The organism is Nannocystis bainbridge, from assembly GCF_028368995.1.
Classification (GTDB): Bacteria; Myxococcota_A; Polyangia; order Nannocystales; family Nannocystaceae; genus Nannocystis; species Nannocystis bainbridge.
This window is the reverse complement of the sequence record NZ_JAQNDL010000001.1, coordinates 4,462,501-4,487,739: the sequence shown is the minus strand read 5'-3', so window position 1 is coordinate 4,487,739 and position 25,239 is coordinate 4,462,501. Positions and strand designations below refer to the sequence as shown.

Here is a 25,239-nt window from a genome sequence, read left to right as displayed (position 1 = left end):
CGCCGCCCACGGCGGCCGCCTCGCGTTCGCTCGCGCCAAGGCTCCCGGCCGAACTTACCGCGCGAGAAATCGCTCGCCCTCGGGCGGTTCCGCGCCGCTGGCGCGGGATTTTGTCGTCGTGGTCACGCGTTTCGCTGACCGAACAGCGTGCATCTGCGAGCGCTCGACCTTTCCGGCGGACCCGTCTCGCATGCACCATTGTCGCCGCGGCCTCCGCCGCACTCCCCCGTCATGCAGCACCCACGCGGCCCTCGTCTTCGTCTGCTCACCCTCTCGCCGGCGCTGCTCGCCCTCGTCGCTTGCCAGCCCGTGTCCAAGCCCGCGGTCGACGTCGGCGCCACCGACGAGCAGCAGCCCGAAGGCGACTCGCTCGTGCGCACGATCCCGGCCCAGACCGGCGCCGCCCTGGTCTTCCCGCCGCCGCTCACCGATCGCCACGCGCGGCCCGAGCTCGACATCGGCGGCGAGGATGTCGGCAGCGACCAGCCGCTGACCGTCAGCTGGCCGACCGTCGAGGACGGCAAGTTCGAGGTCGAGGGTCAGGTCGTGCGCCTGCGCTTCAACCGGAGCGTCAAGCTGCCCGCCAAGATCGTCAAGGACAAGCCCGTCGCTGCTGCTGCCGGCACCCTCACCATCGATCCGCCGGTCGCCGGCAAGGCCGCGTGGACCCAGGGTCGCTCGCTCGAGTTCCGCGCCGCCAAGCCCTTCGACCCCGCCGTCACCTACACGATCACCGTCCAGGGCCTCACCACCGAGGACGGCGGCGCCATGGAGCCGTGGAAGGCCGGCTTCGTCGCCGAGCCGCGGATCGACGTCGCCGGCAAGACGATCACCTACTTGCCGACCCCCGGCGAGTACGGCGCCGTCAACGTCTACCCGCAGTGGGGCGGCCGCGTCCGCAACGACGCCAGCTTCTTCGTCGTCTTCGACCAGCCCGTCAACCTCAAGAAGGTCGAGGGCCTCGTCGAGCTCGCCTACGAGAACGGCGAGAAGATCGCCGTCACCCTCGCGCACCTCAAGAGCAGCCGCTTCGAGGGCTACACCGTCAACCCGCGCCAGATCGTCGAGGTCAAGCCGGCCGCGCGGATGAACGAGGAGTCCGCCGTCGTCTTCAAGGCCCGCGGCCACAAGGGTGACGACTTCGAGAAGCGCTACGAGGTCGCCGGCCCGCTCGAGCTCACCCGGGCCAGCTGCGGCTACGCCTGGGACCGCAGCGTGTGCGAGTGGGACAGCCCGCGCCTGCGCACCGACGGCCGCGAGGTCGCGCTCGAGTTCACCAACCGCCTCGACGTCGCCCAGGCCGACCTCAAGAACCAGGTCCGCGTCACCCCGGCGGTCGACAACCTCAGCGTGTGGGTCAACGACACCTGGGAGAGCAACGGCCGCGTCGTCGTGTCCGGCAACTTCCTGCCGTCGCGGACCTACCGCCTCGCGCTACCTGGCCTCAAGGACATCTACGGCAACACCGTCCCGCCGACCGCCATCACCCTCGACACCACCCCGCTGGCCGCCAGCGTGTCGATGCCCGAGGGCGTCCTGATCCTCGACGGCGCCGCCAGCCGCGCCTTTACCGTCACCTCGCGCAACGTCGCCCGCGGCGAGATCACCGCCTGGGAGGTCGCCGACGACGCCGCCGCGCTCAACCAGGCCCGCGAGCAGCTCGAGCGCCGCACCCCGCCCGAGGGCGCGCCCACCACCACCATCGCCTTCGAGCCCGCCGCCGACCCCGACAAGTTCGTCACCACCCAGGTCGACCTGCTCGCCAAGCTCAGCGCCGGCAAGAACTACGTCCTCGCCGTCAACCTCGTCGCCCCCGCCGAGGGCGCCCAGCCGGTCCAGTACCCGGCGTGGATGAGCGCCTCGCGGCAGCCGCTCGCGCTCGTCACCCCTGGTGACGACCAGGCCCTCGCCGTCCACACCCACGTCCTGCCCGAGGTCACCCTCGTGCACGTCGCTCGCCTGGCCACCGGTGAACCTGTCTCTGGGGCCAGCTTCGCTCTCAACGGCGACAAGGTCGCCGGCCGCACCACCGACGCCAACGGCTTCGCCGTCCTCCCGATCGGCCTCGATCGCGCCGGCAGCACCGCCGTGCGGGTCGAGGGTGGCGCCGCCGCGCTGACCGTCCAGCTCAAGAACCCCTCGCGGGAGAACCGGCTGTTCCCCCACTTCTCGGCCGAGTCCGCGCCGCAGCTCGGCGACCGTCGCGGCATGGTGATCACCGACCGCGGCATCTACCGCCCCGGCGCCGTCGTCCACCTCAAGGCCAGCCTGCGCCAGCGCATCGGCGAGGACATCGCCCCGCTCGCTGGCAAGCCCGTCGTCGTCAAGGTCATCGGCCCGACCGAGGAGGACCTCGCGACCTTCCCGCTCGTCACCGACGACATGGGCAGCGTCGCCGCCGACTACAACGTGCCCGCCGAGGCGCGCCTCGGTCGCCACATCATCGCCGTCTACGAGGCCAACAGCGACCGGCGCCTCGACGAGACCGTGGTCCAGGTCGCCGAGTTCGAGCCGCCGCGCTTCACCGTTGACGTCGACGCCCGCGAGGCCAAGGGCGTGCTCGCGGCCACCGTCGTCGGCAAGTACCTGTTCGGCGCCGCCATGGACAAGGCTCAGGTCGAGTGGACCGTCACGCGCGAGTCCGCCGCCCTGCCCTCCGGCACCCTCGTCGACGCCGGCCTCGTCTTCTCCGAGCGGGAGCACGCGTGGTGGGAGGAGGAGAACGGCGACGAGGACTGGTCGCGCGCCGGCAGCGGCGAGCTCGGCCCTGACGGCACCCTCAAGGTCTCGCAGAAGCTCGACCTCGCCGGCACCGTCGGCCCGCAGCGCTTCACCCTCGAGGCCGACGTCGCCGACACCTCGTATCGCCACATCGCCGGCCGCGGCGCCGTCGTCGTCCACCCGGCCAATCGCTACGCCGGCCTCAAGGTCGAGCAGCCGTGGAGCGACGTCGGCGCCCCCGTCCACATCCAGCTCGGCGTCGTCGACCCCGAGGGCAAGTCGGTCGAGGGCGTGCCCGTCACCGCGCGCATGCACCGGGTCGACTGGACCTACAGCAAGAAGCCGATGAAGGGCGGCGGCTACGACTACCAGTGGCAGCGCACCCTCAAAGAGGTCGGCCACTGCACCGCCACCAGCACCAGCGTCCCCGCCACCTGCGACCTCGTCCCGCCCGCCTCCGGCTCCTACGAGGTCCGCGCCGAGGTCGACGGCCGCCCTGGCGGCATGACCGACCTGTGGGCCTGGGGTCACGGCGGCGACCAGCCCGTCGTCCCCAGCAAGGGCCGCACCGTCGAGCTCACCCCCGACAAAGCCCGCTACGCCCCCGGTGAGACCGCCAAGCTGCTCGTGCGCAGCCCCTTCGCCGCCGCCACCGCCATCTTCACCGTCGAGCAGGGCGGCCTCCTCAAGCAAGAAGTCCGCCGCCTCGACGAGGCCGCCGCCCTCTTCGAAGTCCCCGTCAACGCCAGCCACGCCCCCTACGTCCACGCCACCGTCACCCTGCTCCCGATCGGCAGCGGCGACGAGCGCACCGACTGGAAGATCGGCGTCGCGCGGATCCCCGTCACCTTCGACGACGTCCGACTCGCCGCCACCGTCGCCAGCGACAAGGCCACCTACGAGCCGCGCGAAGAGGTCGAGATCACCGTCGACGTCGACCACAAAGGCAAGCCCGTCGCCGGGGCCGAGGTCGCGCTCGCCGTCGTCGACGAGGGCGTGCTGCGCATGACCAACTTCCACGCCGAAGATCCCGCAGCCGCCCTGCGCCCCGGTCAGCCGCTGGCCTTCGAGGTCAGCGACTCGCGCGACCTGCTCGCTGCCCTGCTCAAGCACAGCCAGACCGCTGGCGACGGCGACGCCAGCGCCTCCGTCACCAACACCCGCAAGAACTTCGTCCAGACCGCCTTCTGGAAGCCCGACCTGCGCACCGACGCCAGCGGCAAGGCCACCGTCAAGTTCACCTTGCCCGACAACCTCACCCGCTTCCGCATGATGGCCGTCGTCATCGACAAGCAGGGCAAGGGCGCCGCCGTCGAAAGCGACTTCACAGTGCGTCGGCCGGTCATGATGATCCCCGTCGTCCCGCGCTTCGCCGCCACCGGCGACAGCTTCGAGGCCGCGGCGATGGTCCACAACAACACCGACCTGCCGCTCGCCGCCACCGTGGCGATGAACGACGCCACCCAGGCCGTCACCGTCCCGCCGCAGGGTCACCAGCGCGTCGGCTTCCCGCTGACCGCCGCCGTCCCCGGCGAGCTCAAGCTCAACTTCAACGTCCGCGACGGCGGCACCGTGCGCGACGCCGTCGAGTCGATCATCCCCGTCGACGTGCCCGGTCTCGCCGAGCGGCCGCACCTCGACGGCGCCTTCGTCGGCGCCCAGGAGATCGCGCTCGAGATCCCCGCCGGCGTCCTCGTCGGTCGCGGCGACAAGGACTACATCAAGGTCCTCGCCGGCCAGCACCTGTGGCCCGAGCTCGGCGCCCGCCTGCAGTACCTGCTCGACTACCCCCACGGCTGCGTCGAGCAGACCACCTCGGGCACCCTGCCGCTGCTGGCCGCGCGCGACATCCTGCCGCGCATCGGCATCGGCGGCATGTCGCGCGAGGAGCTCGACAAGCGGATCCAGGTCGGCCTCAAGCGGCTCGCCGGCATGCGCACCGCCTCCGGCGGCCTCGGTTACTGGCCCGGCGACAGCGTCCCCAACGTCTACGGCACCGCCTACGCCGTGCGCGCCCTCGTCGCCGCCAAGCAGGCCGGCCTCACCTTGCCCGACGGCCTGCTCGAGGGCGTCACCTCGTATCTCCAGGAGATGCTCCTGTCCGACGGCACCGAGGCCGAGGTCCAGGCCGCGATCGCCCACACTCTCGGCGAGCTCGGCGCGCTGCCCGAGAGCGCCGCCGACCCGCTGTTCGACCGCAAGGAGCACATGGGCGTGTTCGGCCTCGCCAGCCTGGCGATCGCCCTGAACAGCCTCAAGGGCCAGGAAGACCGCGTCAAACAGCTCGTCGACGAGGTCGAGGCCAGCTACGAGGCCGACGGCACGCTGGCCAAGACCGCCGGGTACCGCGACTTCTACTACTTCGGCTCGACCACGCGCACGATGGCGCAGACCGTCATCACCCTCGGCCGCCTGCGCCCGAGCTCCGTGCTCAAGGCCAAGCTCACCCAGAGGCTCGCCGACACCACCGAGAGCTACACCACCCAGGCCACCGCCTACTCGCTGATGGCGATCGCCGAGCAGCTCAAGAACCAGCCCGCCACCGGCGCCGGCGTCACCGCCAGCCTCGACGGCATCGCCCTCACTGCTGCCGCCGAGCTCGGCGCCGGCGCCCTCGAGTACCGGATCGCCGTCGCCGACCTGCGCGGCAAGAAGGCCACCCTCCGGCTCGCCAGCGACAGCACCGCCGCCATCGCCTTCATGGTCGAGGGCGCCTGGAAGCGGCCGCTCGACGACGCCCGCGGCCTCGTCGCCACCACCGCGAAGCAGGGCCCCGACATCTACCGCGCCATCACCGACGCGCGCGGCGGCCCGATCGACCTCACCACCGTCAAGCCCGGCCAGGTCCTGCGCGTCGCCCTGCTCGCCGACTTGCCCCTCAGTGAGCTCGACGGCAACCAGATGAACTACCTCGCCGTCACCGACCGCCTGCCCGCCGGCTTCGAGCCGATCCAGCCTGACCTCTGGACCGTCGCCCGCGCCCCCGAGCTCACCGACCAGCACCCGTTCCACGAGCAGCTACGCTGGGGCGGCAGCGACGCCAGCTACGTCGAGCTCCGCGACGACCGCGTCTACGTCTACTTCGACCGCGTCTGGGGCGAGCGCGTCGTCGCCACCTACCTCGTGCGCGCCTCGACCCCCGGCACCTTCGTGCTCCCGCCCGCCTCCGCCGAGTTTATGTACGTCGGCGGCAGCCACGGCTACAGCACCGCCGGCAAGGTCGAGATCAAGCCCTGAGCCGACCGCGAGCGGCGCGCGACCTCCCTCGCGCGCCGCTCGACGCAGCGAGTGATTCGCCAGCGAAAATCACTCTTTCGTCCCGCCCGACTTCTCGCGCGCCTCACCTCCTCTCATCCCGTCTCCTCTCGTCCCGCCCGAGGTCTCGCGCGCCTCACTTCCTCTCATCCCGTCTCCTCTCATCCCGCCCGTCCGTCTCGCGCGCCTCACCGCCTCTCATCCCGCGCACCGCTCTTTCCCTCTCGCGCGAGAATCACTCCCGGCCTCTCCCGCGTTCTCTCTGCGATGCGACCTCGCCTCCGCCGCTGGCTCCTCGGCCTGTCTCTCGGGACAGCAGCGATCTCCGCCCTCACCTGCGGCGCCTGGTCGGTGATCCGTAGCCGCGCCGGCGAGCCCACCGCCGCGCTCGGCGACACCTGGCACGAGGGTCACCGCGTCCTCGACCGGCGCGGCCGGCTCCTGCGCGAGCTCACCAGCGACCTCGGCCTGCGCGGTCAGCCGCGCGACCTCGACGACATCGGCCCGCGCCTCCTCACCGCCACCCTCGTCAGCGAGGACCGGGCCTTCTTCGACCACGACGGCCTCGACCCCAGCGCCGTCGCCCGCGCCCTCTTGCAGAGCGTCCGCCATGGTCGCCTCGTCAGCGGCGCCAGCACCATCACCCAGCAGCTCGTCAAGATGCTCGACGCTCGCGGTCAGGCCCGCGCTCGCGGCCTAACCGACAAGCTCTTCGAGGTCGCCCGCGCCCAGAACCTCGAGGAGCTGCTCGGCAAGGACGAGATCCTGCTCGCCTACCTCAACCGTCTGCCCTACGGCCACGGCCTCACCGGCCCCGAGACCGCCGCGCGCGGCTACTTCGGCGTCGCCCCGCACGACCTCAGCTGGGCCCAGGCCGCCTTCCTCGCCGTCCTCCCGCGCGCCCCCAGCTACCTCGATCCATACGCCTACCTCGATCGCGTCCTCCTGCGCCAGCGCGCCCTCCTCGGCGCCCTGCGCGACGCCGGCGAGCTCACCGATCGCGAGCACGACCGCGCCGTCGCCGAGCCGATCGAGCTCCGGCCGCTCACCCGCCCCTTCTTCGCCCCTCACCTCGTCGATGCCCTCCGCCTCGAGGGCCGCCTGTCCCCGGGGACAGCCACCACCACCACCCTCGATCTCGACCTCCAGCGCGACATCGAGGGCGCCGTGCGCGTCCACCTCGCCGCCATCGCCGATCGCGGGGCCAGCGACGCCGCCGTGCTCGTCGTCGACAACGGCACCGGCGAGGTCCTCGCCTACGTCGGCAGCGCCGACTTTCACAGCGACGAGATCAGCGGCCAGGTCGACATGGTCCGCGCGCGCCGGCAGCCCGGCTCCACCCTCAAGCCCTTCGTCTACGGCCTCGCCTTCGCCGCCGGTCACCACGGCCCCGAGCTCACCGCCGACGTGCCCACCACCTTTCAGGAGCCCGGCGGCGGCAGCTACACCCCCGAGAATTTCGACCGCGGCTTCGAGGGACCGATCCCCCTGCGCGAGGCCCTCGCCGGCTCGCTCAACATCCCCGCCGTGCGCCTCGCCGCCGAGCTCGGCCCCGCCGCGATCCTCCGCACCTTGCGGGACCTCGGCCTGCGCAGCCTCGACCGCGACGCCGACCACTACGGCCTCGCCCTCGCGCTCGGCAGCGGCGAGATCGAGCTGCGCGAGCTCGCCGCTGCCTACGTAGCCCTCGCCCGCGGCGGTGAATCGATCGCCCTCCGCTTCACCACCACCGATCCCCCCGCCGCGCCCGCGCAGGTGTTCACGCCCGAGGTCGCCGCCGTCGTCACCGAGGCGCTCTCCGACCCGCTCGCGCGCGTGCGTGGCCTCCACGGCCGCGGCCCGTTCGCGCTGGCCTACCCCGTCGCCGTCAAGACCGGCACCTCGTCCGGCTACCGCGACACCTGGACCGTCGGCTACACCCGCGAGCGCACCGTCGCCGTCTGGCTCGGCAACGCCGACGGCTCCCCGACCGCTCGCCTCACCGGCGCCTCCGGGGCCGGCCCGCTGTTCGCCGACGTCATGCGCCGCGCCATGGCCGACGTCCCGCAGCGCCGGCCGCTGTGGGAGCCCGAGCTGCTGGTCGACGTGGAGGTCTGCGCGCTGTCCGGCGCCCCCGTCGGCCCCGCCTGCGACGAACGCGTCCACCGCAAGTTCTCCCGAGGACATGTCCCCGAGGACAGCTGCGGTTACCACGTCCACGTCCGCCCCGACCGCAGCGCCCCCGCCGGCCTGCGCTGCGATGCGAAGGCTTCCGTCACCGCCGTGGTGTTCCCGGCCGCCTACGACGAGTGGCTGTCCTTCAGGACAGCCGGCGGCGACACCCCTGACCTGTTCGGCCGCCCCTGGCTCCCGCGCGCCCGCGTGCCCGGCTGCGACGACCGCCCGGCCGCGATCCCGACCCTGCGCGTCGTCGCCCCGGCCCCCGGCACCGTGTTCGCCCTCGACCAGCGCCGCGCCGCCCAGACCATCGAGGTCCGCGCCGAGCTCGACGGCAGCGGCGTCGATTTCGGCCCGCTCGCCTTCCTCGTCGACGGCCACGAGGTCGGCCGCAGCGACTGGCCCTACAAGCTGAAGATCGCCGCCGAACCGGGCGACCACGAGGTCCTCGCCCGCCCCGCCGACCCCCGCCAGGCCGTCCGCCTCGAGTCGACCCGCTTCAGCGTCCGCTGACCGCGAACGGCATGTCCCTCAGGACATGCCCTCAAAGACACATCTATTCGTGGCGGCTTGCGCCCGCAACGAAGACGCCCTCGAAGACCTGTCGTCACGCGAGCCATGGGCCGCGTCCCATCCTTCCGCCGGGTCGCGCACGTGGCATGTCCTCGAAGACATGTCTTCACCCGAGCCGCGGTTCGCCCCCATCTTCGGATGCGGCCTGCGCCCGTGAGCGCGGCAACGAGCCTCGGCCGGGACGCCACCAGGACTCCGCGCACTCACCGGCCTGAAAGCGGACCCACGTCGCGCGCGTTCGGCCCCTGCATGCGAAGCGACAGCCTCCGGATCGTCGAACCCTGCAGCGCGGATTGGGAGCGGATGGACGGTGACGGCCGCGCGCGGTTCTGTCGCCTGTGCCGCAAGGATGTCACCGACCTCTCGACCATGAGCGAGGGAGAGGCCGAGGCCTTGCTCGCCGCCGGCGACCAGCCCTGCGTTCGCTACGTCCACGACGCCCGGGGCGACATCGTCTTCAAGGACCGGGTCGGCCTCCTGCCGCGCCTCGCCACCGCCGCCGCGCTCGCGTTCGGCGCCCTCGCGGGCGGTGGTTGCCTCATGGGCAAACCCGCCTCGCCCGGCACCACCTCGAACCGCCCGCCGACGTCCCCGAGCGAGGCCCCGAGCGCTCCCGTCGCGCCGTCGAGCCCGAAGACGCCCGTCTGAGCCGGCCCTTCACGCCTGCGGCAGCGTCACCCCGCGCTGGCCCTGATACTTCCCGCCGCGATCCGCATACGACGTCTCGCACGCCTCGTCGGACTGGAAGAACAGCATCTGCGCCACCCCTTCGTGGGCGTAGATCCGGGCCGGCAGCGGCGTCGTGTTGGAGAACTCGAGCGTCACGTGGCCCTCCCACTCGGGCTCGAGCGGCGTCACGTTGACGATGATCCCGCAGCGCGCGTACGTCGACTTGCCGAGGCAGATCACGAGCACGTCGCGGGGGATCCGGAAGTACTCGACCGTGCGGGCCAGCGCGAACGAGTTGGGCGGGATGATGCACATGTCGCCCGTGAAGTCGACGAAGCTGTTCCGCTGGAAGTCCTTCGGGTCGACCACCGCCGAGTTGATGTTCGTGAAGATCTTGAACTCGGGCGCGCAGCGGACATCGTAGCCGTAGCTCGAAGTGCCGAACGACACCACCCGCCGACCGTCCGTCTCGCGCACCTGGTACGGCTCGAACGGCTCGATCATCCGGTGCTCCTGCGACATCTGGCGGATCCAGCGGTCAGACTTGATCGTCATGGCGAGCCCCGCATACCACAGCCACGACCTCCGCTGCGGCCGGCCCGCGTGAGCCCGCCCCGGGCTGCTGCTGCGGTTGGGCCGCCGGTGCTATCCTCTTGCAGCATGCCGCGCCCCAAAGCCCGCGCCTCGCTCGACCTCCTGCGCGACGCCATTCGCGAGGCCGGCCTCCGCGTCACCGGCCCCCGGATCGCCGTCCTCGAGCACCTCCACGGCACCGGCACCCCCTCCAGCCACGGCGAGCTCGTCGAGGCCCTCGCCCACCACGGCTTCGACGCCGCCACCCTCTACCGCAACCTCATCGACCTCACCCGCGCCGGCCTGCTCAACCGCATCAACCTCGGCGACAACGTCTGGCGCTTCGAGCTGCGCGCCCGCGAGGCCCATCACCCCGAGCACCCGCACTTCGTCTGCACCCAGTGCGGCGAGGTCACCTGCCTCTCGACCGTGCGCGTCAAGCTCACCCCCGCCCCGGGCTCGAACAAGTCGGTCGTCGGCAACATCTCCGAGATCCTCATCAAGGGCCAGTGTGCCCGCTGCGCCTGAGCCCCTCGAGCGCATCGCTACCTCGCACCGGTAGCGCTTGAGGACGTCGAATCGACGACCTCGCATGCCACGCGCCTCGCGGATGACAGCCAAGCCAGCACCCACGCGACGGCGTCAGCGACCGCCGCCCCGCGAGGATGACAGCAACGCCGGCGACCTGCCTCGCGCCCGAGGGCGACTCCTCGGCGCGCCGCTCGCTCGCAGCCACCTCTACGACCGCTGAAGAGGATGCGCCGCCGCGACCTCGGTAGGACGGGCCTCGCGGCCGCTCGCCTGCCCGCGTCGTCGCCTTCGCACCTTCGCCGCGCTCACCGTTCACCGCGCATTTTTTGGGCCGCGCTATTCACGGCCCCCTGATCTGATCCGGATCAGCGCCCGGGTGATCGCGCAGACGCCCTGAATTCGCCGTTCCACGGCCTCGCAGGCTTGATCCGCAGCGGATCAAAGCCATCGCCTACGTTCTTCTTCGACTGAGGGAGCGTATGGACTCGACTCGCATCTCGTTGACCGACTTCGTCGATTTCGTCGGCCGGCCCAGCATGACCGGCAAGCTGGCCAAGGTGCGCGACATCAAGCACCGCGGCCCCTACACCGCCACCGGCGACCTCTACCGGCCCGTGCGCGAGGCCATCATCCGCACCCACGCCGCCTCCACCACCAAGTGGGAGCTGCGTGACCACCTCACCCGGGCCAACGCTGGCGGTCGCTTCGACAACATCGCCGAGGCGTATCTCGGCTGGTGGGGTCAGCGGCGCATCGAGTGGTTCGAGCCCGGCTGGCAGATCGGCAGCCTTCAGGGCCTCCCGATCAGCGTCAACCCCGAGCTCGGCCTCGAGATCGAAGGGCGCCCGCACGTCATCAAGCTCTACTTCAAAGAGGACCCGCTGCCGCACACCCTCTCGGACATCGCCGCCCGACTGATGGCCCGCGTCCTCGGCGAGCAGACCCCGCGCGACGCCGCGATCGCCGTCCTCGACGTCCGCCGCAAGCGCCTGCTCTGCATGCACGACGGCCCCGACCTCGACATCCTGCTCGACGCCGAGGTCGCCGCCTTCACCGCCCTGTGGGCCCAGGCCTGAAGCCTGCACCCGAGGACATGTCCTTCACGACATGTCCTCATGATCTCCTGTCCCGAAGGACAGCTCACTTCGCCGTGATGACCTCGATCGCGTCGGCGAACGACGTGAAGGTCGGCTTCCACACGTTCAGCGTCGTCTCCGGCCCGACCGCCTTGAAGAAGTACGGGTCGCCCGCGCCCTCGACGATCACCGCCAGCATGCGGTAGTTCGGGTCGGCGTAGCGCTCCGACGCCCCCGGCGTCACCTGGGCGATGTACGTCCCCTTCAGGTCGACCAGCGTCAGCTTCAGCGCCTCGCGGGTCACCTCCTGCACCTCGCCGTCGCTGTCGCCGAGCGGCGACCCGTCCGACTTGGCGAACTGCGTGCGCCAGCGGTGCACGTTCGACTTCGCGTCGCCGCCACCGCCGGCGAAGCGGTACACCGCCAGCTCCGCGTCGCCGCCCGGCCCCGGCAGCACGAACTCGGCCAGGCGCATCGCCGACGAGCCCGGCTTGCGCGTCCACTCCTCCGGCACCTTGTAGTTGAGCCCGGGCACCACCTCTTCGCGCGTCTTGCCGCTCGGCGTCACCTCGTGCGGATTGACCGGCTCACGCGCCGGCCGCGACGTCTCCGCCGCCGGCTCCGCCCCGTGCGGCCCGGCCGCGTGGGGGTTGCCCGCGTGCGGATCGGCGGCGTGGGGGTTCACCGCGTGCGGGTCGCTCTTCGCCGGCGGCTCGGTCGCCTTGACCTCCGGCCCCGTCTTGGCCGCCGGCGGCCCCGCGGGATTTTGACAGGCGAACACGAGGAGCGAGAGGACGAGCGAAGCGCGGTGAGTCATGGTCGCGCGGAGAGTAGCAATTTCCTCCGCACGCGCGCGTCCCTCCGCGAGCCGGCGGGCGAGCGGCGATCGTGAGCGCCCCCGCTGCGACCTGCGGTCGCGGGGCCGCGGACACGAGAAAGACCGGCCCTGCGTCGCCCCGCAGAGGCCGGTCCGTGCGCGGCCGCCGTGCGCGGCCGCCTCGTCTGAGCGACGGCTCAGAACGCCGCCTCGGGCACCTCGATCAGCTCGAGCGTGCCCTGCTCGATCAACTTGCGCGTCAGCGTGACGCCCGGCAGCACGTTGCGGGCGTAGAACCGGACCGCCGCCAGCTTGCCCTGATAGAAGTCGCGGTCCTTGTCGGTCGCCGTCTCGCGCCGCTCGGCCGCCACCGCGCCCTGGCGCAGCAGCAGCCAGCCGATCACCACCTCGGCGGTGGCGAACAGGATCCGGTTGCCCTGGAAGCCGACGTGGTACAGCGACTCCTGCAGCTTCGCCGGCATCGTCATGTAGATGCCTTGCAGGTCGGCCAGCGCCCGCGACATCGCCGCGTGCTCGACCCCCAGCGGCCCCTTCGCATCGACCTCGGCGAGCGTCGCCTCGATGCGGCCCATCAGGCTGCGCAGCGTCGACCCGCCGTCGCGCACGATCTTGCGGAAGAACAGGTCGAGCGCCTGGATGTGCGTCGTGCCCTCGTACAGCGAGTCGATCTTCTGGTCGCGGATGTACTGCTCGATCGGGTAGTCCTGGCAGTAGCCCGAGCCGCCGTACGTCTGCAGCGACACCGCCAGCAGCTCGTACACCTTCTCCGAGCAGTAGCCCTTCACCAGCGGCAGCAGCAGGTCGTTCAGCTTGTCGAGGTCGTCGCTGGCCGCCGCCCCGTGGCCGCCCGTCAGCTCGATCTGGTCCTGCACCGACGCCGTGAACAGCGTCAGCGCGCGCATGCCCTCGGCGAACGACTTCTGCAGCATCAGCATCCGGCGCACGTCGGGGTGCTCGATGATCCGCACGCGCGGCGCCGTCTTGTCGGTCGCGCGCAGCAGGTCCGAGCCCTGCACGCGGATCTTCGCGTACTCGAGCGCGTTGAGGTACGCCGTCGACAGCGTCGCCATCGACTTGGCGCCGACGGCCATGCGCGCGTGCTCGATGACGTGGAACATCTGGCGGATGCCGTCGTGGACCTCGCCGACCAGGAAGCCGCGGGCCGGGTGACGCTCGCCGAACGTCATCTCGCAGGTCGCCGAGGCCTTGATCCCCATCTTGTGCTCGATGTTGGTGCAGTAGACCCCGTTGCGCTCGCCGAGGCTGCCGTCCTCGTTCACCCAGAACTTGGGCACGATGAACATCGACAGCCCCTTCGTCCCCGGGCCCGCGCCTTCGGGGCGCGCCAGCACCAGGTGCACGATATTGTCGGCCGCGTCGAAGTCCCCGTTGGTGATGAAGCGCTTGACGCCATCGATCTCCCACACCCCGCCCTCGACCTGGCGCGCCCGGGTCCGGCTCGCGCCGACGTCCGAGCCCGCGTCGGGCTCCGTCAGCACCATCGAGCCGCCCCACTGGCCGTCGATCATCGGCTTGGCGAAGCGCCGGCGCTGCTCCTCGGTGCCGAGGCGGTCGATGATATGGGCGATGAGCGGCCCGAGCAGATAGAACGCCACCGCCGCGTTGGCGCCGGCCGTCAGCTCGAACGCGCTCCACGCCACCGAGTGCGGCGCGCCGCTGCCTCCGAGGTGCTCGGGCAGGTTGAGCAGCGGCCAGCCTTGCTCGAGCGTCGTGCGGATCGCTCGCGCCACCGGCGGCGGCAGCGTGACGTTGCCGGTCTCCTTGTCGAGCTCGAGCGGGACCCGATCCGACAGCGCCCACGACGGCGCCAATTCCTTCTGACAGAACTCCTCGTAGCCCTCGAGCGTCGAGCGGACCGTCTCTTCATCCATGCTCGAATAGACCCCCTTGCCGAGGGCCCCCTCCTGGATCTTCAGGACCTCGAACAGATTGAAGAAGATGTCGCGCAGGTTGCTCTTGTAGTGATTCTGGGCGGTGATCACGAGGGCCTCGATCGCCGGACACGCGCCGGCACGAAGCCGTGGTAGTCCGATCCCGATCAGCTTGTCAACGCCGTTCCCCGGCCACGCGCGGCCTGAATGACGCAGACCTCGTCGGCCGCGCGTCCCACCTCGCGCTCGTGCGCGCACGGCGACCCATTGCCGAAATCGGCAGCGTCATGCGACAGCGGCAGCTGGAGCGGCCGCGGCGCTCCCTGAGCATCTGGCATGCTATCCTGGCCATCTTCCATGTGTCGGATCTTCGGCTTTCGCTCCGTCATGCAGAGTGGTGTCCACCGGAGCCTCGTCAGCGCCGACAACGCCTTGATGCAGCAGAGCTGTCGCCACCCTGACGGCTGGGGCGTCGCCTACTACGTCGCCAACGCCCCGCACGTCATCAAGAGCGCCTCCGCGGCCGTCAGCGACCACCTCTTCCGCCACCTCTCCGGCATCGTCACCTCCGAGACCGTGCTCGCCCACATCCGCAAGGCCACCCAGGGCGACCTCTCGACCATCAACACCCACCCGTTCCAGTTCGGCGCCTGGGTGTTCGCCCACAACGGCAACATCGCCGGCTTCGACGCCGTCCGCGACCAGCTCGTCGCCCGCGTCCCGCCGGTGCTGCGCCGCTTCATCCTCGGCAAGACCGACAGCGAGGTCCTGTTCTATCTGATCCTCGCCAAGATGGCCCTGCGCCACGAGCTGCACCGGCCCGGCTTCCCGCTCGCCGAGGTCGCCAGCGCCGCGCGCGAGGCCCTCGCCGAGGTCGAGGCGCTCGTCGGCCCGTGCAACACCGACAACGACGGCCCGCCCTGCGACACCTACCTGACCTTCGTGCTCACCAACGGCCACGTCATGCTCGGCCACCAGGGCGGCAAGCAGCTCTACTTCAGCACGCACAAGCAGCGCTGCCCCGAGCGCGACACCTGCGCCTTCTTCCGCCCCGAGTGCGAGCAAGCCCCGCCCGAACGCGGCTTCGTCAGCCACCTGATCTTCTCGAGCGAGCCGCTCCACGGCGACAACGCCTGGACCCCGCTCGGCTTCGGCGACATGGTCGGCGCCGACGGCCGCATGCAGCTGCAGCGCTTCAAGGCCGCCGAGCCGGTCGACCGCCGCGCGCGCTGATCTTTGCCCTGAACGCCCCTGTCCCGAAGGTCATCTTCTGCGACCTGACCTTCAGGACAGACTAGTTTCTCAGAAACGCCGCCGTCCGTACGACATATCACAGCGGACAGGCCCTGCGGGACAGCCTGCCTCCTCAGCCTGAACAGCGCTGTCCCGAACAACCTGTCGCAACGGACATGCCTCCGGTACAGCCTGCCTGCTCAGCCCGGAACAGCGCTGTCCCGAACAACATGTCGCAACGGACATACTCGTTCGGGACCGCCTCTATCCTCGACTGGGAACACCCCTATCCCGCACGACACGCCGCAGCGGACGTGCCCTGCGGGACAACCGCTCAGTGGGCCTTCTTGCGCGGATTTGCGATGTGGATCGCCTCGCCGAGCGCGTGCTTGGCGGCCTCCATCAGCGCCTCGCTCAGCGTCGGGTGCGGATGGATCGTCAGCGCCACGTCCTCTGCGAACGCGCCCATCTCGATCGCCAGCCCCGCCTCGCTGATGAGGTCACTCGCCTCCGGACCGACGATGTGGACGCCGAGGATGCGCTCGTCGGCCGCGTCGGTGATCACCTTGACGAACCCGGCCGTCTCGCCGATCGCCATCGCCCGGCCGAGCACCGAGAACGGGAACTTGCCGACGTTGACCTGGCGGCCCTGCGCCTCGGCCTCTTCCTTCGTCAGGCCCGACGACGCGATCTCCGGCTCGGTGAACACGACGTTGGGGATCTGCCGCGCGTCGTTGATCGTCTTCTTGCCGGCGATGACCTCGGCCAGGACCTCGCCCTCGTGCGACGCCTTGTGCGCCAGCATCGGCTGACCGCACACGTCGCCGACGGCGTAGAAGCCGGGCACATTGGTCTGCTGGCGCTGGTCGACCGGCACGAACCCGCGCTCGTTGACCTTCACCCCGGTCTTCTCGAGCCCGAAGCCCTTCGTCACCGGCCGGCGGCCGACCGCCACCAGGATCACGTCGGTGGCGATCTCTTGCACCTTGCCGTCGATCTCGGCCTTCACGATCGCCTCGCCGTTGCGCTCTTCCCAGCCCACGGCCTTGGCGTTGACGAAGATCTGCCCGCCGTCCTTCTTGATCTGGCGCGCCACGACGTCGCCGCACTCGGTGTCGACGCCGTTCAAGATCCGCCCGAGCCCCTCGAGCACCACCAGCTGCGTGCCCAGGCGCTGGAACGTCTGCCCCAGCTCGAGGCCGATGATGCCGCCGCCGATGCACACCATTCGCTTCGGCACGTTCGCCAGGTCGAGCGCCGAGGTGCTGTCGAGCACCCGCTTGTTGTCGACCTTGAACCCGGGGATGTCGATCGGCAGCGAGCCGGTCGCCAGCACCACGTGCTCGGCCTCGACAATGTCGTCCGGCTTGCCGTCGGCGTAGCGCAGGCGGACCTGCTTCGGGCCGATGAACTCGGCCGTCGCCGTGACGTACTGCGTACCTGACCCTTTGACCAGGCTACCGACGCCGCCGGTCAGCTTCTTGACGATGCCGGCCTTCCACGCCTGCATCTTGACCATGTCGACAGACGGCGACGAAAACGACAGCCCCATCTCGGTCGCGTGCTGCGCCTTGTGGAACAGCTTGGTCGCCGAAATCAACGCCTTGGACGGGATGCAGCCCCAGTTGAGGCACACGCCGCCCGGCTTGTCCTTCTCGACGAGCATCGCGTCGACGCCGAGCTGGCCGAGCCGGATCGCGCACGGGTAACCGCCCGTGCCCGCGCCGATGATGAGCGCCTTCTTCTTGATCGTGGCCACGACTGTCTCCTGTGCGAGAGGTCAGATCCCTGCGAGAAGCAGCAAGTTGGGGTCCTCGAGGAAGCGCCGGACCTCTTGCAGGAAGTTCGCGCCCTCGAAGCCGTCGACCACGCGGTGGTCGAGCGAGACCGAGAGGTTCATCAGGTGGCCGACGACGATGTTGTTGTGGTCGTCGACGATCGGCGTCTTGCGGATCGCGTGCACGCCCAGGATGCCGACCTCGGGGAAGTTGATGATCGGCGTCGCCAGCACCCCGCCGATGTTGCCGAGGCTCGAGATCGTGAACGTGCCGCCGGTCAGGTCCTCGCGCCGCGCCGTGCCGGCCTTGGCCGCCTCGCCGAGCCGCGCGATCTCTCGCCCGATGTCGAGGATGCTGAGCCGGTCCGCGCCGTGCACCACCGGCACCATCAGGCCCTGGTCGGTCGCCGCCGCCACGCCGATGTTGTAGCGCTTCTTCACCAGGATCCGACCGCCGGCCTCGTCGAGCTCGGCGTTCACGATCGGGTACTTCTTCAGCGCGTGCACCACCGCCTTGACGATGAACGGCAAGAACGTGAGGGTGACCCCCTGCTCCGCCGCCGCCGTCTTGGCCTCCTGGCGCAGCCGCACCAGCTTGGTGACGTTGACCTGCTCGACGTAGGTGTAGTGCACGGCGCTCGTGTACGAGCGCGTCATCGCCTCGGCGATCCGCCGCCGCATGCCGCGGAACGGGATGACCTCGTCGTCGGCAGCCGCCTCGGCCGCGTGCGGCGCACGCACCGGCGCGGTCGGCTGGGCCGCTGCTGGCGCCGGAGCGGCAGGCGCCGCCGGCTTGCCGGACGCGGCAGGCGCGACGGTCGGCGCGGCCGGAGCCTTGCCGCTCGGGACGGCCGCGGCCGGCGCAGCCACCGGCGCGCTCGGCACCTTCGCCGCCTCGGCCGCCTTGAGCACGTCCTGCTTGGTGATGCGGCCGCGGTCGTCGGTCGGCAGGCCGCGCAGGTCGATGCCCTCCTCGCGGGCCAGGGCGCGCGCCGCCGGCGTCGCCAGGACTGACCCGGAGGACATGCCCGAAGGAGCAGCCGCCACCGGCGCGGCAGCTACTGCCGCCGTCGCTGCCGGAGCCGCAGCCCCCGCGCGAGCGCCTGCGACATCGAGCAGCGCGATCACTTGCTCGACCGCGCAGATGTCACCGACCTGCGCCTTGAGCTCGCGGACGACCGCCGGCACCGGCGACGGCACCTCGATCGTCGCCTTGTCGGTCATCACCTCGACGAGCGCCTCGTTGGCCTCGACCGCCTCGCCTGGCTGCTTGAGCCAGCGAACGATCTCACCCTCCACCACGCCTTCGCCGATCTCCGGCAGCTTGAACTCGAGCATTGAAGACTCCGGCTCCTGATCAGTAGGTCACGACTCGGTGGATGGCATCGACGAGCGCGCTCACGCTCGGCAAGCCCGACATCTCGTCCGCGCGCGCCAGCGGCCCCTCGCGCCCGGCCACGCGCACGATCGGCGCGTCGAGGTGGAGGATCGCCCTGTCGGCGAGCAGCGCCGCCAGCTCGGCACCTGGCCCGAAGGACAGCCCGCCCGCGTGCGCGATCACCAGCTTCCCGGTCTTCGCCGCCGCCGCGACCACCTCTTCGACATCGAGCGGGGCCAGCCCGCCCAGCTCGTAGACCGCCGCGTCGTGGCCCGACTGCTCGGCCGCCGCGCAGGCGACATCGACCGCCGCGCCCCACGCCAACACCGTCGCCGCCGCCCCGTCGCGCACGCATCGCGCGGCGTGCAGCGGCCGCCCGAGCGTCTCGACGACCTCGCCGTCCTCGACCTCGCGCAGCAGCAGCGCGCGCGGCAGCAGCAGCACCGTCGGGTCTTCGCCCGCCTCGAAGTTGGCCGCCGCCCGCAGCATCGCCCCGGCCTCGCGCGCATCACCGAGGATCACCACGCGCAGCCCTGGCACGCCGGCGATCGCCCCCTCGGGCGAAGCAGCGCCGTCGCCTCCGAGACCGAATCCCGGCCCTGTCGGCGCCACGATCAGCACCGGCGCGCTGCGCTCGCCCCCCGAGGTCCCGGCGACCCGTCCGAGCTCGCGCAACGCCGCATAGCCCTCGAGCAGCGCCGTCGCCGAGCCGAGCGTGACGATCGGTCGCCGCCCGGCCAGCGCCAGACCTGTCGCATGGGCCAGGTTGGCCGCCGGCGTCAGCGGCGTCGCCAACACCCGCAAGCCGAGCGCCGGGTCGCGCATCGCCGCCCGCGACAGCCCGAGCATCCCGCCCTGGCGAACATCCTCGCCGAGCAGCACCCGGCGGACATCGTCGCGCAGCAGCTCGGCGACGATCGTGGAAAGGCGTTCGAGCGTGCTCATCGCCCAATCTCCTTGGCTTGCGCGTGCGTGAAGGCCCGCTCGAGCTGCCCTCGCACCTCGGCCTCGATCACGTCCTGAAACGTCGGCGTCCATTGCCCCTCGCGGTCGAGGTGCCGCCGCAGCCGCTCGATCGGGTCGCGGTGCGCCGGGATGTCGGCGTCCGCCGCTCCCGCGTGCAGCTGCGTCACCACCACCTCGACCAGCCCCGGCCCGCGCGCGTCACGAGCCCGCCGCAGCGCCTGGTCGAGCGCCGCGTGCACGGCCACCACATCGGCGCCGTCGACCCGGCGCGACCACAGCCCGCACGCCTTTACGCGCTCGGCCACGCTGTCCCCCAGCAGGCCCGCCTCGGCCGGCGCGCCCTCGGGCCACAGCTGGCTCTTGCACACCAGCACCAGCGGCAGGTCGCAGGCCGACGCGAGCGCCACCGTCTCGTGAAAAGACGCGGTCGTCGTCAGCCCCTCGCCGAAGATGGCGATCGTCGCCCGGCCGTTTCCGGCAAGCTTCTGCGCGTGTGCCTGCCCGGCCGCGAGCGGCAGATGCAGCCCGAGCGGCTCCGGGGCGTACGCGATGCCGAGATCGGCCGCGGCGAGCGCCCCGGGTCGGCCGTTGTAAACGCGCTCGCCGTCGCCGGCAACGCCGAGGATCTGGCGCGCGAAATCATCGAGGTCGAGGCCGCGGATCGGCGCCAGCGCGAAGTCGCGGACGCCCGGATAAATCCAGTCTTCCTGGCCCGCCAGCGTCGCCGTGAGCACCGAGACCGCCTCTTCGCCCGCGCACGACACCCACATCGGCAAGCCGAGCCGCTCGACCCGCAAGTCGAGGCAGCGCGCGGCCACCAATCGCTTGTAGAGCGCCCGCAGATCGAGCCCCTGTGCCGCCCGCTTGTCGACGAGTTGCCCCTCCGGATCGAGGCAGACCTCCACTCCTTCGGGATCCCAGGGACAGTCTTCCATGCGCGCCGAGGGGTTGTAACTGCGCGCCAAACCCAACGTCAAGGCCGGCAGCAGCCCCCGAAGCCCGTTCCCGGCCGCCATCGCCCCGCCTCTCCGTGATCTTGCGCGCCGCCCCGTCCCTACGAAACGAGACGCACAGCGCGATCACGACACCGACGCGCCACGACGTTGCCGGGCTCGGCAACCCGGCGGAATTTCTCCTTCGCGCCCGTCGCGCACCCGCCCAGAGCCACGCATGCGTCCCAAGCTATCTGCTCGATCGGACATGTCCGAAAGAACAGCAGCCATCTCTCGAGCTCGACCTCCGCCCATCGATCGCAGCGTCCTCGATCCGGCGATTTGAGACCGCTCCCGCTGCGGCGCCCTCGCCGCGCGCCGCCGTGGAACTTGGGCCTGGGCCCGTCGAGGGTGTACATCACGGTTCGTGAGCTCGCCCGCCCCGGTCGTCATGAAGTTCGGCGGCAGCAGCGTCGCCGACCTCGAGCGGATCCGTCATTGCGCGCGCCGGGTCGTCGAGCGGGCCGCCGTGCAGCCCGTGGTCGTCGTCGTCTCGGCCATGGGCCAGACCACCAACCAGCTCCTGGCCATGGCGCGCGCGCTCATCGATCCGCCGCCGGCGCGCGAGCTCGACATGTTGCTCAGCACCGGCGAGCGCGGCTCGATGACCTTGCTCGCGCTGGCGATCACCGCCCTCGGTCGTCAGGCGATCAGCCTCACCGGCTCGCAGTGCGGCATCATCACCGACCACCAGCACGGCCGCGCGCGCATCGTCGAGGTCCGCCCCTTCCGCGTCCTCGACGAGCTCGCCGCCGGCAACATCGTCATCATCGGCGGCTTCCAGGGCGTCAGCTACAAACGCGACGTGACGACGCTCGGCCGCGGCGGCTCCGACACCACGGCTGTCGCGCTCGCCGCGGCCCTCGACGCCGACTGCGAGATCTACAGCGACGTCGACGGGGTCTACAGCGCCGATCCGCGCGAAGTCCCCGACGCCGAACGCCTCGACAGCCTCTCGTACGGCGAGATGCAGGCCCTCGCGCGCGCCGGCGCCAAGGTCCTCCACTCGCAAGCGGTCCTGCTCGCGGAGGAGCGTGGCATCGCCATCTACGCCCGCCACAGCCGCCCCGACGTGACCGGCGAGACCATCATCCGGAAGAACCCGCCCACGCGACCCGGCGTCCGCGCGGTCGCCTCCGACGGCTCCATCGTTACCATCCGCCTGTCTCTTCGCGCAGGTTCATCGCGACATGTCCCCGAGGTCATTCGCGAGTTCGCGCCCCTCGGCCTCAGGTACCTGCGGATCGACGAGCATGGCGCGACGGGATTTCTGTCGCTGGCCCAGCGCACCGACGGCAGCGAGGCGCTCGCGCGTCTCGGCGCGTTCACGCGGTCACTCGGCCGCGACCTCGGCGGCATCGAGTGCATCGAAGGCCTCGCGCTGGTCAGCTGCATCGGCTCCGGCCTCGAGGAGAACCCCGAAGCGATGGCGCGCGCATACGAGAGCCTGCACGCGGAGGGCATCTCCGTCCGCGAGGCTCACACCGACTCGCACAGCCTCGCCTTCCTCGTCGCCTGCGAGCAGCGAGCGCGCGCCGTCCAGGCGTTGCACGCGACCTTCCTCGCTCGCCGGCCCGCCCCGCGCTGAGCCCTGCGTCCTCGGCTGACCGCGGCGAGTTGGTCGCAGCCTCGCCTTGGCGTGGGCGAAGAATATTGCCACCAGCTCAGCATCCTCTGATTTGCGGCATCCGCAGGAGGGATCTGCAATGATGTTTGCTGCCTGAACGCGTCAGCCTTCGCCCCGGAGACATCATGCTCAAAACCTTAATCGCCGCCGCCAGCGCCCTCGTTCTCGTTACCGGATGCGTTGTCGACACCAACAAGATCGGTTCCGACGAGGAGTCCAGCACGACCGCCAGCAGCACCTCCACCGACACCTCCACGACCGACGGAAGTACGACCTCCGACACCGAAGCGACGATCAGTCCGACCACCACGACCACGTCGACGACCGATCCCGAGACCACGAGCACGACCGAGCTTTCAACCACCGAGGGCACCACCGCGAGCACGACCGGCAGCGGCTTCGGCAATTGCGGCTGGGACGCCAACAACAAGTACTACGCGTGCGGCTTCATCGACGCGGACCCGGACGGCGACCATCCGATCGAGTGCCCCGACACACTACCGACCGAGGGCGACGACTGCGACGAGACCTCGCCCATCAACGGCGTCGGCTGCTGCCTCCCGGACGGCAGCAACTACTACTGCACCGACCAGGGCCAGATCGCCATCGACACCTGCGGCACGTTGTCCTGACGACCTGCCCGCAGACGGGCCGTCACCCGTCTCTCAATCGCGGACGACCACCGTACTGCCCGGGCTCTCGTCGGTCGAGTTGACTCCGTGCCAGCCCTCGGGCAGCAGCGGCGTCGTCCAGTGGAACAACCACCGCGCGTCGCTCGGCCCCAGGTTCACGCAGCCGTGGCTGCGCACGGTCCCGAAGCTGCGATGCCAGAACGCCCCGTGGAGCGCGTAGCTGCCGGAGAAGAACATGGTCCAGGGGACATCCTGGATCGAGTAGTTGCCGTCGGTGGCCGAGCTTCCGTCCATCGTCGACGACACGTGCTTGCTGTAGATCCGCCAGCGCCCGCGCGGCGTCTCGTACGGGTCTTCCTTCGTCCCCTTGCGTCCGCTCGACACCAGCGTCACGTACACCGGTCGCGTCCCCTCGTACGCGACGAGCATCTGCTGCGAGACGCTGACGTCGATCCACCGCTCCCACGGATCGAGCCCCTTCGGCAGCGCTTGCAGGTCCGGGATCATCAGATGGTCCTTGCGCACCAGCAAGCCGTCCGCCGTGATCATGTAAGCGCGGCCCGCGATCTCCGTCTCTTCGGTCAGGTCGAGGAACGTCCGCCGCTCGACCGTCTTCGTCGCCCGCAGCTTGTCGTCCGCGGTCAGCTGCAGCAGCTTGGTGTCCTTCTTGACGTAGCCGAACGGGTACGTGATCCCCTGCTCGTCGAGCGCGACGCCGACCCAGTCCTTCGCGTCGTAACGCGAGATGTCGCCCGCCGCCACATACGCCCCGCGCGCGGTGCGGTAGAACGTCAGCCCGCGCTCGACCACCTTCTCGCCCAGCGACAGGAAGAACCCGCGCTCGAGCCACGGCGTGCTCGGGCTCAGCGGCAGCTTCACGTCGACGAGCACGGGGTCGGGCTTCGGCAGCTCGGGCGGGGCTGTCCCCTCGACCGGCTCGGCGGGGATCGGCGCCTCGGTCGGCGGCGTCTTCACCGCCAGGCGCTCGGCCTCCCGCGCGATCCGCTGGGCCTCCATCGCCGAGATCTCCTGGTCGCTGGGGATCCGCCACCACATGGGGCTGTTCCAGCGCCGCACGAACCCGTACTCGTAGGGATGCCCCTGATCGAGTTTCGCCACCGGCGGCGGGTACTTCATCGGCGGCGGCCGCTCGGCCTCGACCAGCAGCCCCTTGCTCGCGCAGGCGTAGCCGCCAGCCGGCAACCCGTAGAACCCGGACTTGCAGCTCTCGTGCTCGATCTTCTCGGTCGCCATCATGCGCGTACCGATCCGCAGATAGCCGAGCTTCTCGGTCGTCATGTCGGGCCGCGAGTAGACGGTGACCACCTCGTAGCCAGCCAGGGCGTGCAGCTTCAGCGACTCGGGCACCGGCACGCCGAGCGGCGGGCGGATCAGCCCGTAGCCCTCCGGCGCGCGGATCTCATCGTCGACGGCAGGCTCGGCGGCAACCGGGACTTCCGCCACGGTCGTCCCGGCCGAGTCCGGCGCGGACCCGTCATCACCCCCGGCGTCGCCAGGAGCCTCGGCTGAATCCTCCGGCTCGGGGTCGGGGAGCCGGGGTTCGGGACGCCGCTCGGGCAAGACAGGATTCGGCAGCTCGGCCGGCGATTCGGACTGCGGAGTCGAATCGCAGGCGACGAGACCGAGTGCCAAGAGCCATTTCCTGGGCAATCCGGGCATGCGGGAGTGCATAGCCTACGCCGGGCACGAGGGGAAGATTTCCGCCCATGGCCTGGCGAGACCCAAATAAAAAAGCCCCCTTCTTACGAAGGGGGCATAGCGCTGGCGGCGTCCTACTCTCCCACAGGGTCGCCCCTGCAGTACCATCGGCGCTGGAAGTCTTAACGACCGAGTTCGGGATGGGATCGGGTGTGGCCCTTCCGCTATAGCCACCAGCAAAAACTTGACGACGAGCGGCGAGGAGAGTCGTGGCAGAGCCACCGAATCAGCCACGCAAGAGATCGTAGTACGCTGTGTACAGGGCTCCATCTCGGAGCGGGCCATTTGGCCGTTGTGCGTGTATCGCTCGGAACCTCGGACTGCAAACCGCCACACGGGACGGTGCCCAAGGTCAAGCCGAACGGTCGATTAGTACCGGTTAGCTCCGCGCGTCGCCGCGCTTCCACACCCGGCCTATTAACGTCGTCGTCTACGACGGACCTTCAGGGAATCCTCATCTTGTGGTTGGCTTCCCGCTTAGATGCTTTCAGCGGTTATCCGTTCCAGACATGGCTACCCGGCGATGCTCTTGGCAAAACAACCGGAACACCAGGGGTCTGTCCATCCCGGTCCTCTCGTACTAGGGACAGCTCCACTTCAAGATTCCTGCGCCCACGGCAGATAGGGACC

At 70.5% G+C, this 25,239-nt stretch carries 16 protein-coding genes and 2 rRNA genes (1 of these 18 only partly in view); 8 read left to right on the top strand and 10 right to left on the bottom strand.

What is annotated here, in order from left to right; genetic code table 11:
• Window positions 1–231 precede the first annotated feature (231 nt).
• The 3 genes from POL25_RS17540 (at window position 232) to POL25_RS17530 (ending at window position 9,354) form a co-directional block, all read left to right on the top strand.
• Window positions 232–5,958 (top strand): alpha-2-macroglobulin family protein, encoded by a 5,727-nt coding sequence (locus tag POL25_RS17540; protein WP_272087186.1) that lies wholly within the window; start codon window positions 232–234, stop codon window positions 5,956–5,958.
• Between the two features lie 285 nt (window positions 5,959–6,243).
• Window positions 6,244–8,646: a penicillin-binding protein 1C gene (gene pbpC, locus POL25_RS17535; RefSeq protein WP_272087185.1), complete on the top strand. Its 2,403-nt coding sequence runs from the start codon at window positions 6,244–6,246 to the stop codon at window positions 8,644–8,646.
• A 309-nt stretch (window positions 8,647–8,955) separates the two neighbouring features.
• On the top strand, window positions 8,956–9,354 hold the full coding sequence (locus tag POL25_RS17530; protein ID WP_272087184.1) for a hypothetical protein: 399 nt from the start codon (window positions 8,956–8,958) through the stop codon (window positions 9,352–9,354).
• A gap of 9 nt (window positions 9,355–9,363) precedes the next feature.
• Here POL25_RS17530 and dcd read toward each other — a convergent pair whose 3' ends face one another.
• Window positions 9,364–9,930 (bottom strand): dCTP deaminase, encoded by a 567-nt coding sequence (dcd, locus tag POL25_RS17525; RefSeq protein WP_272087183.1) that lies wholly within the window; start codon window positions 9,928–9,930, stop codon window positions 9,364–9,366.
• A 105-nt stretch (window positions 9,931–10,035) separates the two neighbouring features.
• On the opposite strand from dcd, the gene POL25_RS17520 reads away from it, so the two are divergent.
• Both POL25_RS17520 and POL25_RS17515 read left to right on the top strand, forming a co-directional pair.
• On the top strand, window positions 10,036–10,476 hold the full coding sequence (locus tag POL25_RS17520; protein ID WP_267706594.1) for a Fur family transcriptional regulator: 441 nt from the start codon (window positions 10,036–10,038) through the stop codon (window positions 10,474–10,476).
• Window positions 10,477–10,958: 482 nt separating this feature from the next.
• The gene (locus POL25_RS17515; protein WP_272087182.1) at window positions 10,959–11,555 is read left to right on the top strand and encodes a hypothetical protein; all 597 of its coding nucleotides are present in this window, start codon (window positions 10,959–10,961) and stop codon (window positions 11,553–11,555) included.
• Between the two features lie 64 nt (window positions 11,556–11,619).
• On the opposite strand, the gene POL25_RS17510 is transcribed toward POL25_RS17515, so the two are convergent.
• A complete protein-coding gene (locus POL25_RS17510) occupies window positions 11,620–12,372 on the bottom strand; it encodes a hypothetical protein (RefSeq protein ID WP_272087181.1) in 753 nt (250 codons plus the stop codon).
• Between the two features lie 197 nt (window positions 12,373–12,569).
• Window positions 12,570–14,393: an acyl-CoA dehydrogenase gene (locus tag POL25_RS17505; RefSeq protein ID WP_373372097.1), complete on the bottom strand. Its 1,824-nt coding sequence runs from the start codon at window positions 14,391–14,393 to the stop codon at window positions 12,570–12,572.
• Window positions 14,394–14,642: 249 nt separating this feature from the next.
• Between POL25_RS17505 and POL25_RS17500 the strand changes: the two genes are divergently transcribed.
• Complete coding sequence (locus tag POL25_RS17500; RefSeq protein WP_272087179.1) at window positions 14,643–15,518, top strand: class II glutamine amidotransferase; 876 nt, start codon at window positions 14,643–14,645, stop codon at window positions 15,516–15,518.
• Window positions 15,519–15,852: 334 nt separating this feature from the next.
• On the opposite strand, the gene lpdA is transcribed toward POL25_RS17500, so the two are convergent.
• Genes lpdA through POL25_RS17480 form a run of 4 tightly spaced genes read right to left on the bottom strand, consistent with a single transcriptional unit; the run spans window position 15,853 to window position 20,574 of the window.
• On the bottom strand, window positions 15,853–17,277 hold the full coding sequence (gene lpdA / locus POL25_RS17495) for a dihydrolipoyl dehydrogenase (RefSeq protein WP_272087178.1): 1,425 nt from the start codon (window positions 17,275–17,277) through the stop codon (window positions 15,853–15,855).
• 21 nt (window positions 17,278–17,298) lie between these two features.
• Complete coding sequence (locus POL25_RS17490; RefSeq protein WP_272087177.1) at window positions 17,299–18,633, bottom strand: dihydrolipoamide acetyltransferase family protein; 1,335 nt, start codon at window positions 18,631–18,633, stop codon at window positions 17,299–17,301.
• Window positions 18,634–18,652: 19 nt separating this feature from the next.
• Window positions 18,653–19,618, bottom strand: coding sequence for a transketolase C-terminal domain-containing protein (locus tag POL25_RS17485; protein ID WP_272087176.1), 966 nt, complete (start codon window positions 19,616–19,618; stop codon window positions 18,653–18,655).
• Entirely contained in the window at window positions 19,615–20,574 is a 960-nt protein-coding gene (locus tag POL25_RS17480) for a thiamine pyrophosphate-dependent enzyme (protein ID WP_272087175.1), read from the bottom strand. The genes POL25_RS17485 and POL25_RS17480 overlap by 4 nt, the downstream gene beginning before the upstream one ends.
• Before the next feature lie 424 nt (window positions 20,575–20,998).
• On the opposite strand from POL25_RS17480, the gene POL25_RS17475 reads away from it, so the two are divergent.
• Window positions 20,999–22,219, top strand: a complete 1,221-nt coding sequence (locus POL25_RS17475; protein WP_272087174.1) for an aspartate kinase — start codon at window positions 20,999–21,001, stop codon at window positions 22,217–22,219.
• Between the two features lie 164 nt (window positions 22,220–22,383).
• On the top strand, window positions 22,384–22,890 hold the full coding sequence (locus POL25_RS17470) for a hypothetical protein (protein ID WP_272087173.1): 507 nt from the start codon (window positions 22,384–22,386) through the stop codon (window positions 22,888–22,890).
• 33 nt (window positions 22,891–22,923) lie between these two features.
• On the opposite strand, the gene POL25_RS44390 is transcribed toward POL25_RS17470, so the two are convergent.
• The 3 genes from POL25_RS44390 to POL25_RS17455 form a co-directional block, all read right to left on the bottom strand.
• Window positions 22,924–24,354 carry a L,D-transpeptidase gene (locus POL25_RS44390; RefSeq protein ID WP_272087172.1) on the bottom strand — a complete coding sequence of 477 codons (1,431 nt, stop codon included), beginning with the start codon at window positions 24,352–24,354 and terminating at the stop codon, window positions 22,924–22,926.
• Window positions 24,355–24,670: 316 nt separating this feature from the next.
• Window positions 24,671–24,787: ribosomal RNA gene (rrf, locus tag POL25_RS17460) — 5S ribosomal RNA — on the bottom strand.
• 170 nt (window positions 24,788–24,957) lie between these two features.
• Window positions 24,958–25,239, bottom strand: a 23S ribosomal RNA gene (locus POL25_RS17455) (it continues 2,661 nt past the right edge of the window).

What these genes read in the sequence shown, in the direction of transcription:
- POL25_RS17540 (WP_272087186.1), top strand. Translation starts at nt 232, where the DNA reads ATGCAGCACCCACGCGGCCCTCGTCTTCGTCTGCTCACCCTCTCGCCG.
- pbpC (WP_272087185.1), top strand. Translation starts at nt 6,244, where the DNA reads ATGCGACCTCGCCTCCGCCGCTGGCTCCTCGGCCTGTCTCTCGGGACA.
- POL25_RS17530 (WP_272087184.1), top strand. Translation starts at nt 8,956, where the DNA reads ATGCGAAGCGACAGCCTCCGGATCGTCGAACCCTGCAGCGCGGATTGG.
- dcd (WP_272087183.1), bottom strand. Translation starts at nt 9,930, where the DNA reads ATGACGATCAAGTCTGACCGCTGGATCCGCCAGATGTCGCAGGAGCAC.
- POL25_RS17520 (WP_267706594.1), top strand. Translation starts at nt 10,036, where the DNA reads ATGCCGCGCCCCAAAGCCCGCGCCTCGCTCGACCTCCTGCGCGACGCC.
- POL25_RS17515 (WP_272087182.1), top strand. Translation starts at nt 10,959, where the DNA reads ATGGACTCGACTCGCATCTCGTTGACCGACTTCGTCGATTTCGTCGGC.
- POL25_RS17510 (WP_272087181.1), bottom strand. Translation starts at nt 12,372, where the DNA reads ATGACTCACCGCGCTTCGCTCGTCCTCTCGCTCCTCGTGTTCGCCTGT.
- POL25_RS17500 (WP_272087179.1), top strand. Translation starts at nt 14,643, where the DNA reads ATGTGTCGGATCTTCGGCTTTCGCTCCGTCATGCAGAGTGGTGTCCAC.
- POL25_RS17490 (WP_272087177.1), bottom strand. Translation starts at nt 18,633, where the DNA reads ATGCTCGAGTTCAAGCTGCCGGAGATCGGCGAAGGCGTGGTGGAGGGT.
- POL25_RS17485 (WP_272087176.1), bottom strand. Translation starts at nt 19,618, where the DNA reads ATGAGCACGCTCGAACGCCTTTCCACGATCGTCGCCGAGCTGCTGCGC.
- POL25_RS17480 (WP_272087175.1), bottom strand. Translation starts at nt 20,574, where the DNA reads ATGGAAGACTGTCCCTGGGATCCCGAAGGAGTGGAGGTCTGCCTCGAT.
- POL25_RS17470 (WP_272087173.1), top strand. Translation starts at nt 22,384, where the DNA reads ATGCTCAAAACCTTAATCGCCGCCGCCAGCGCCCTCGTTCTCGTTACC.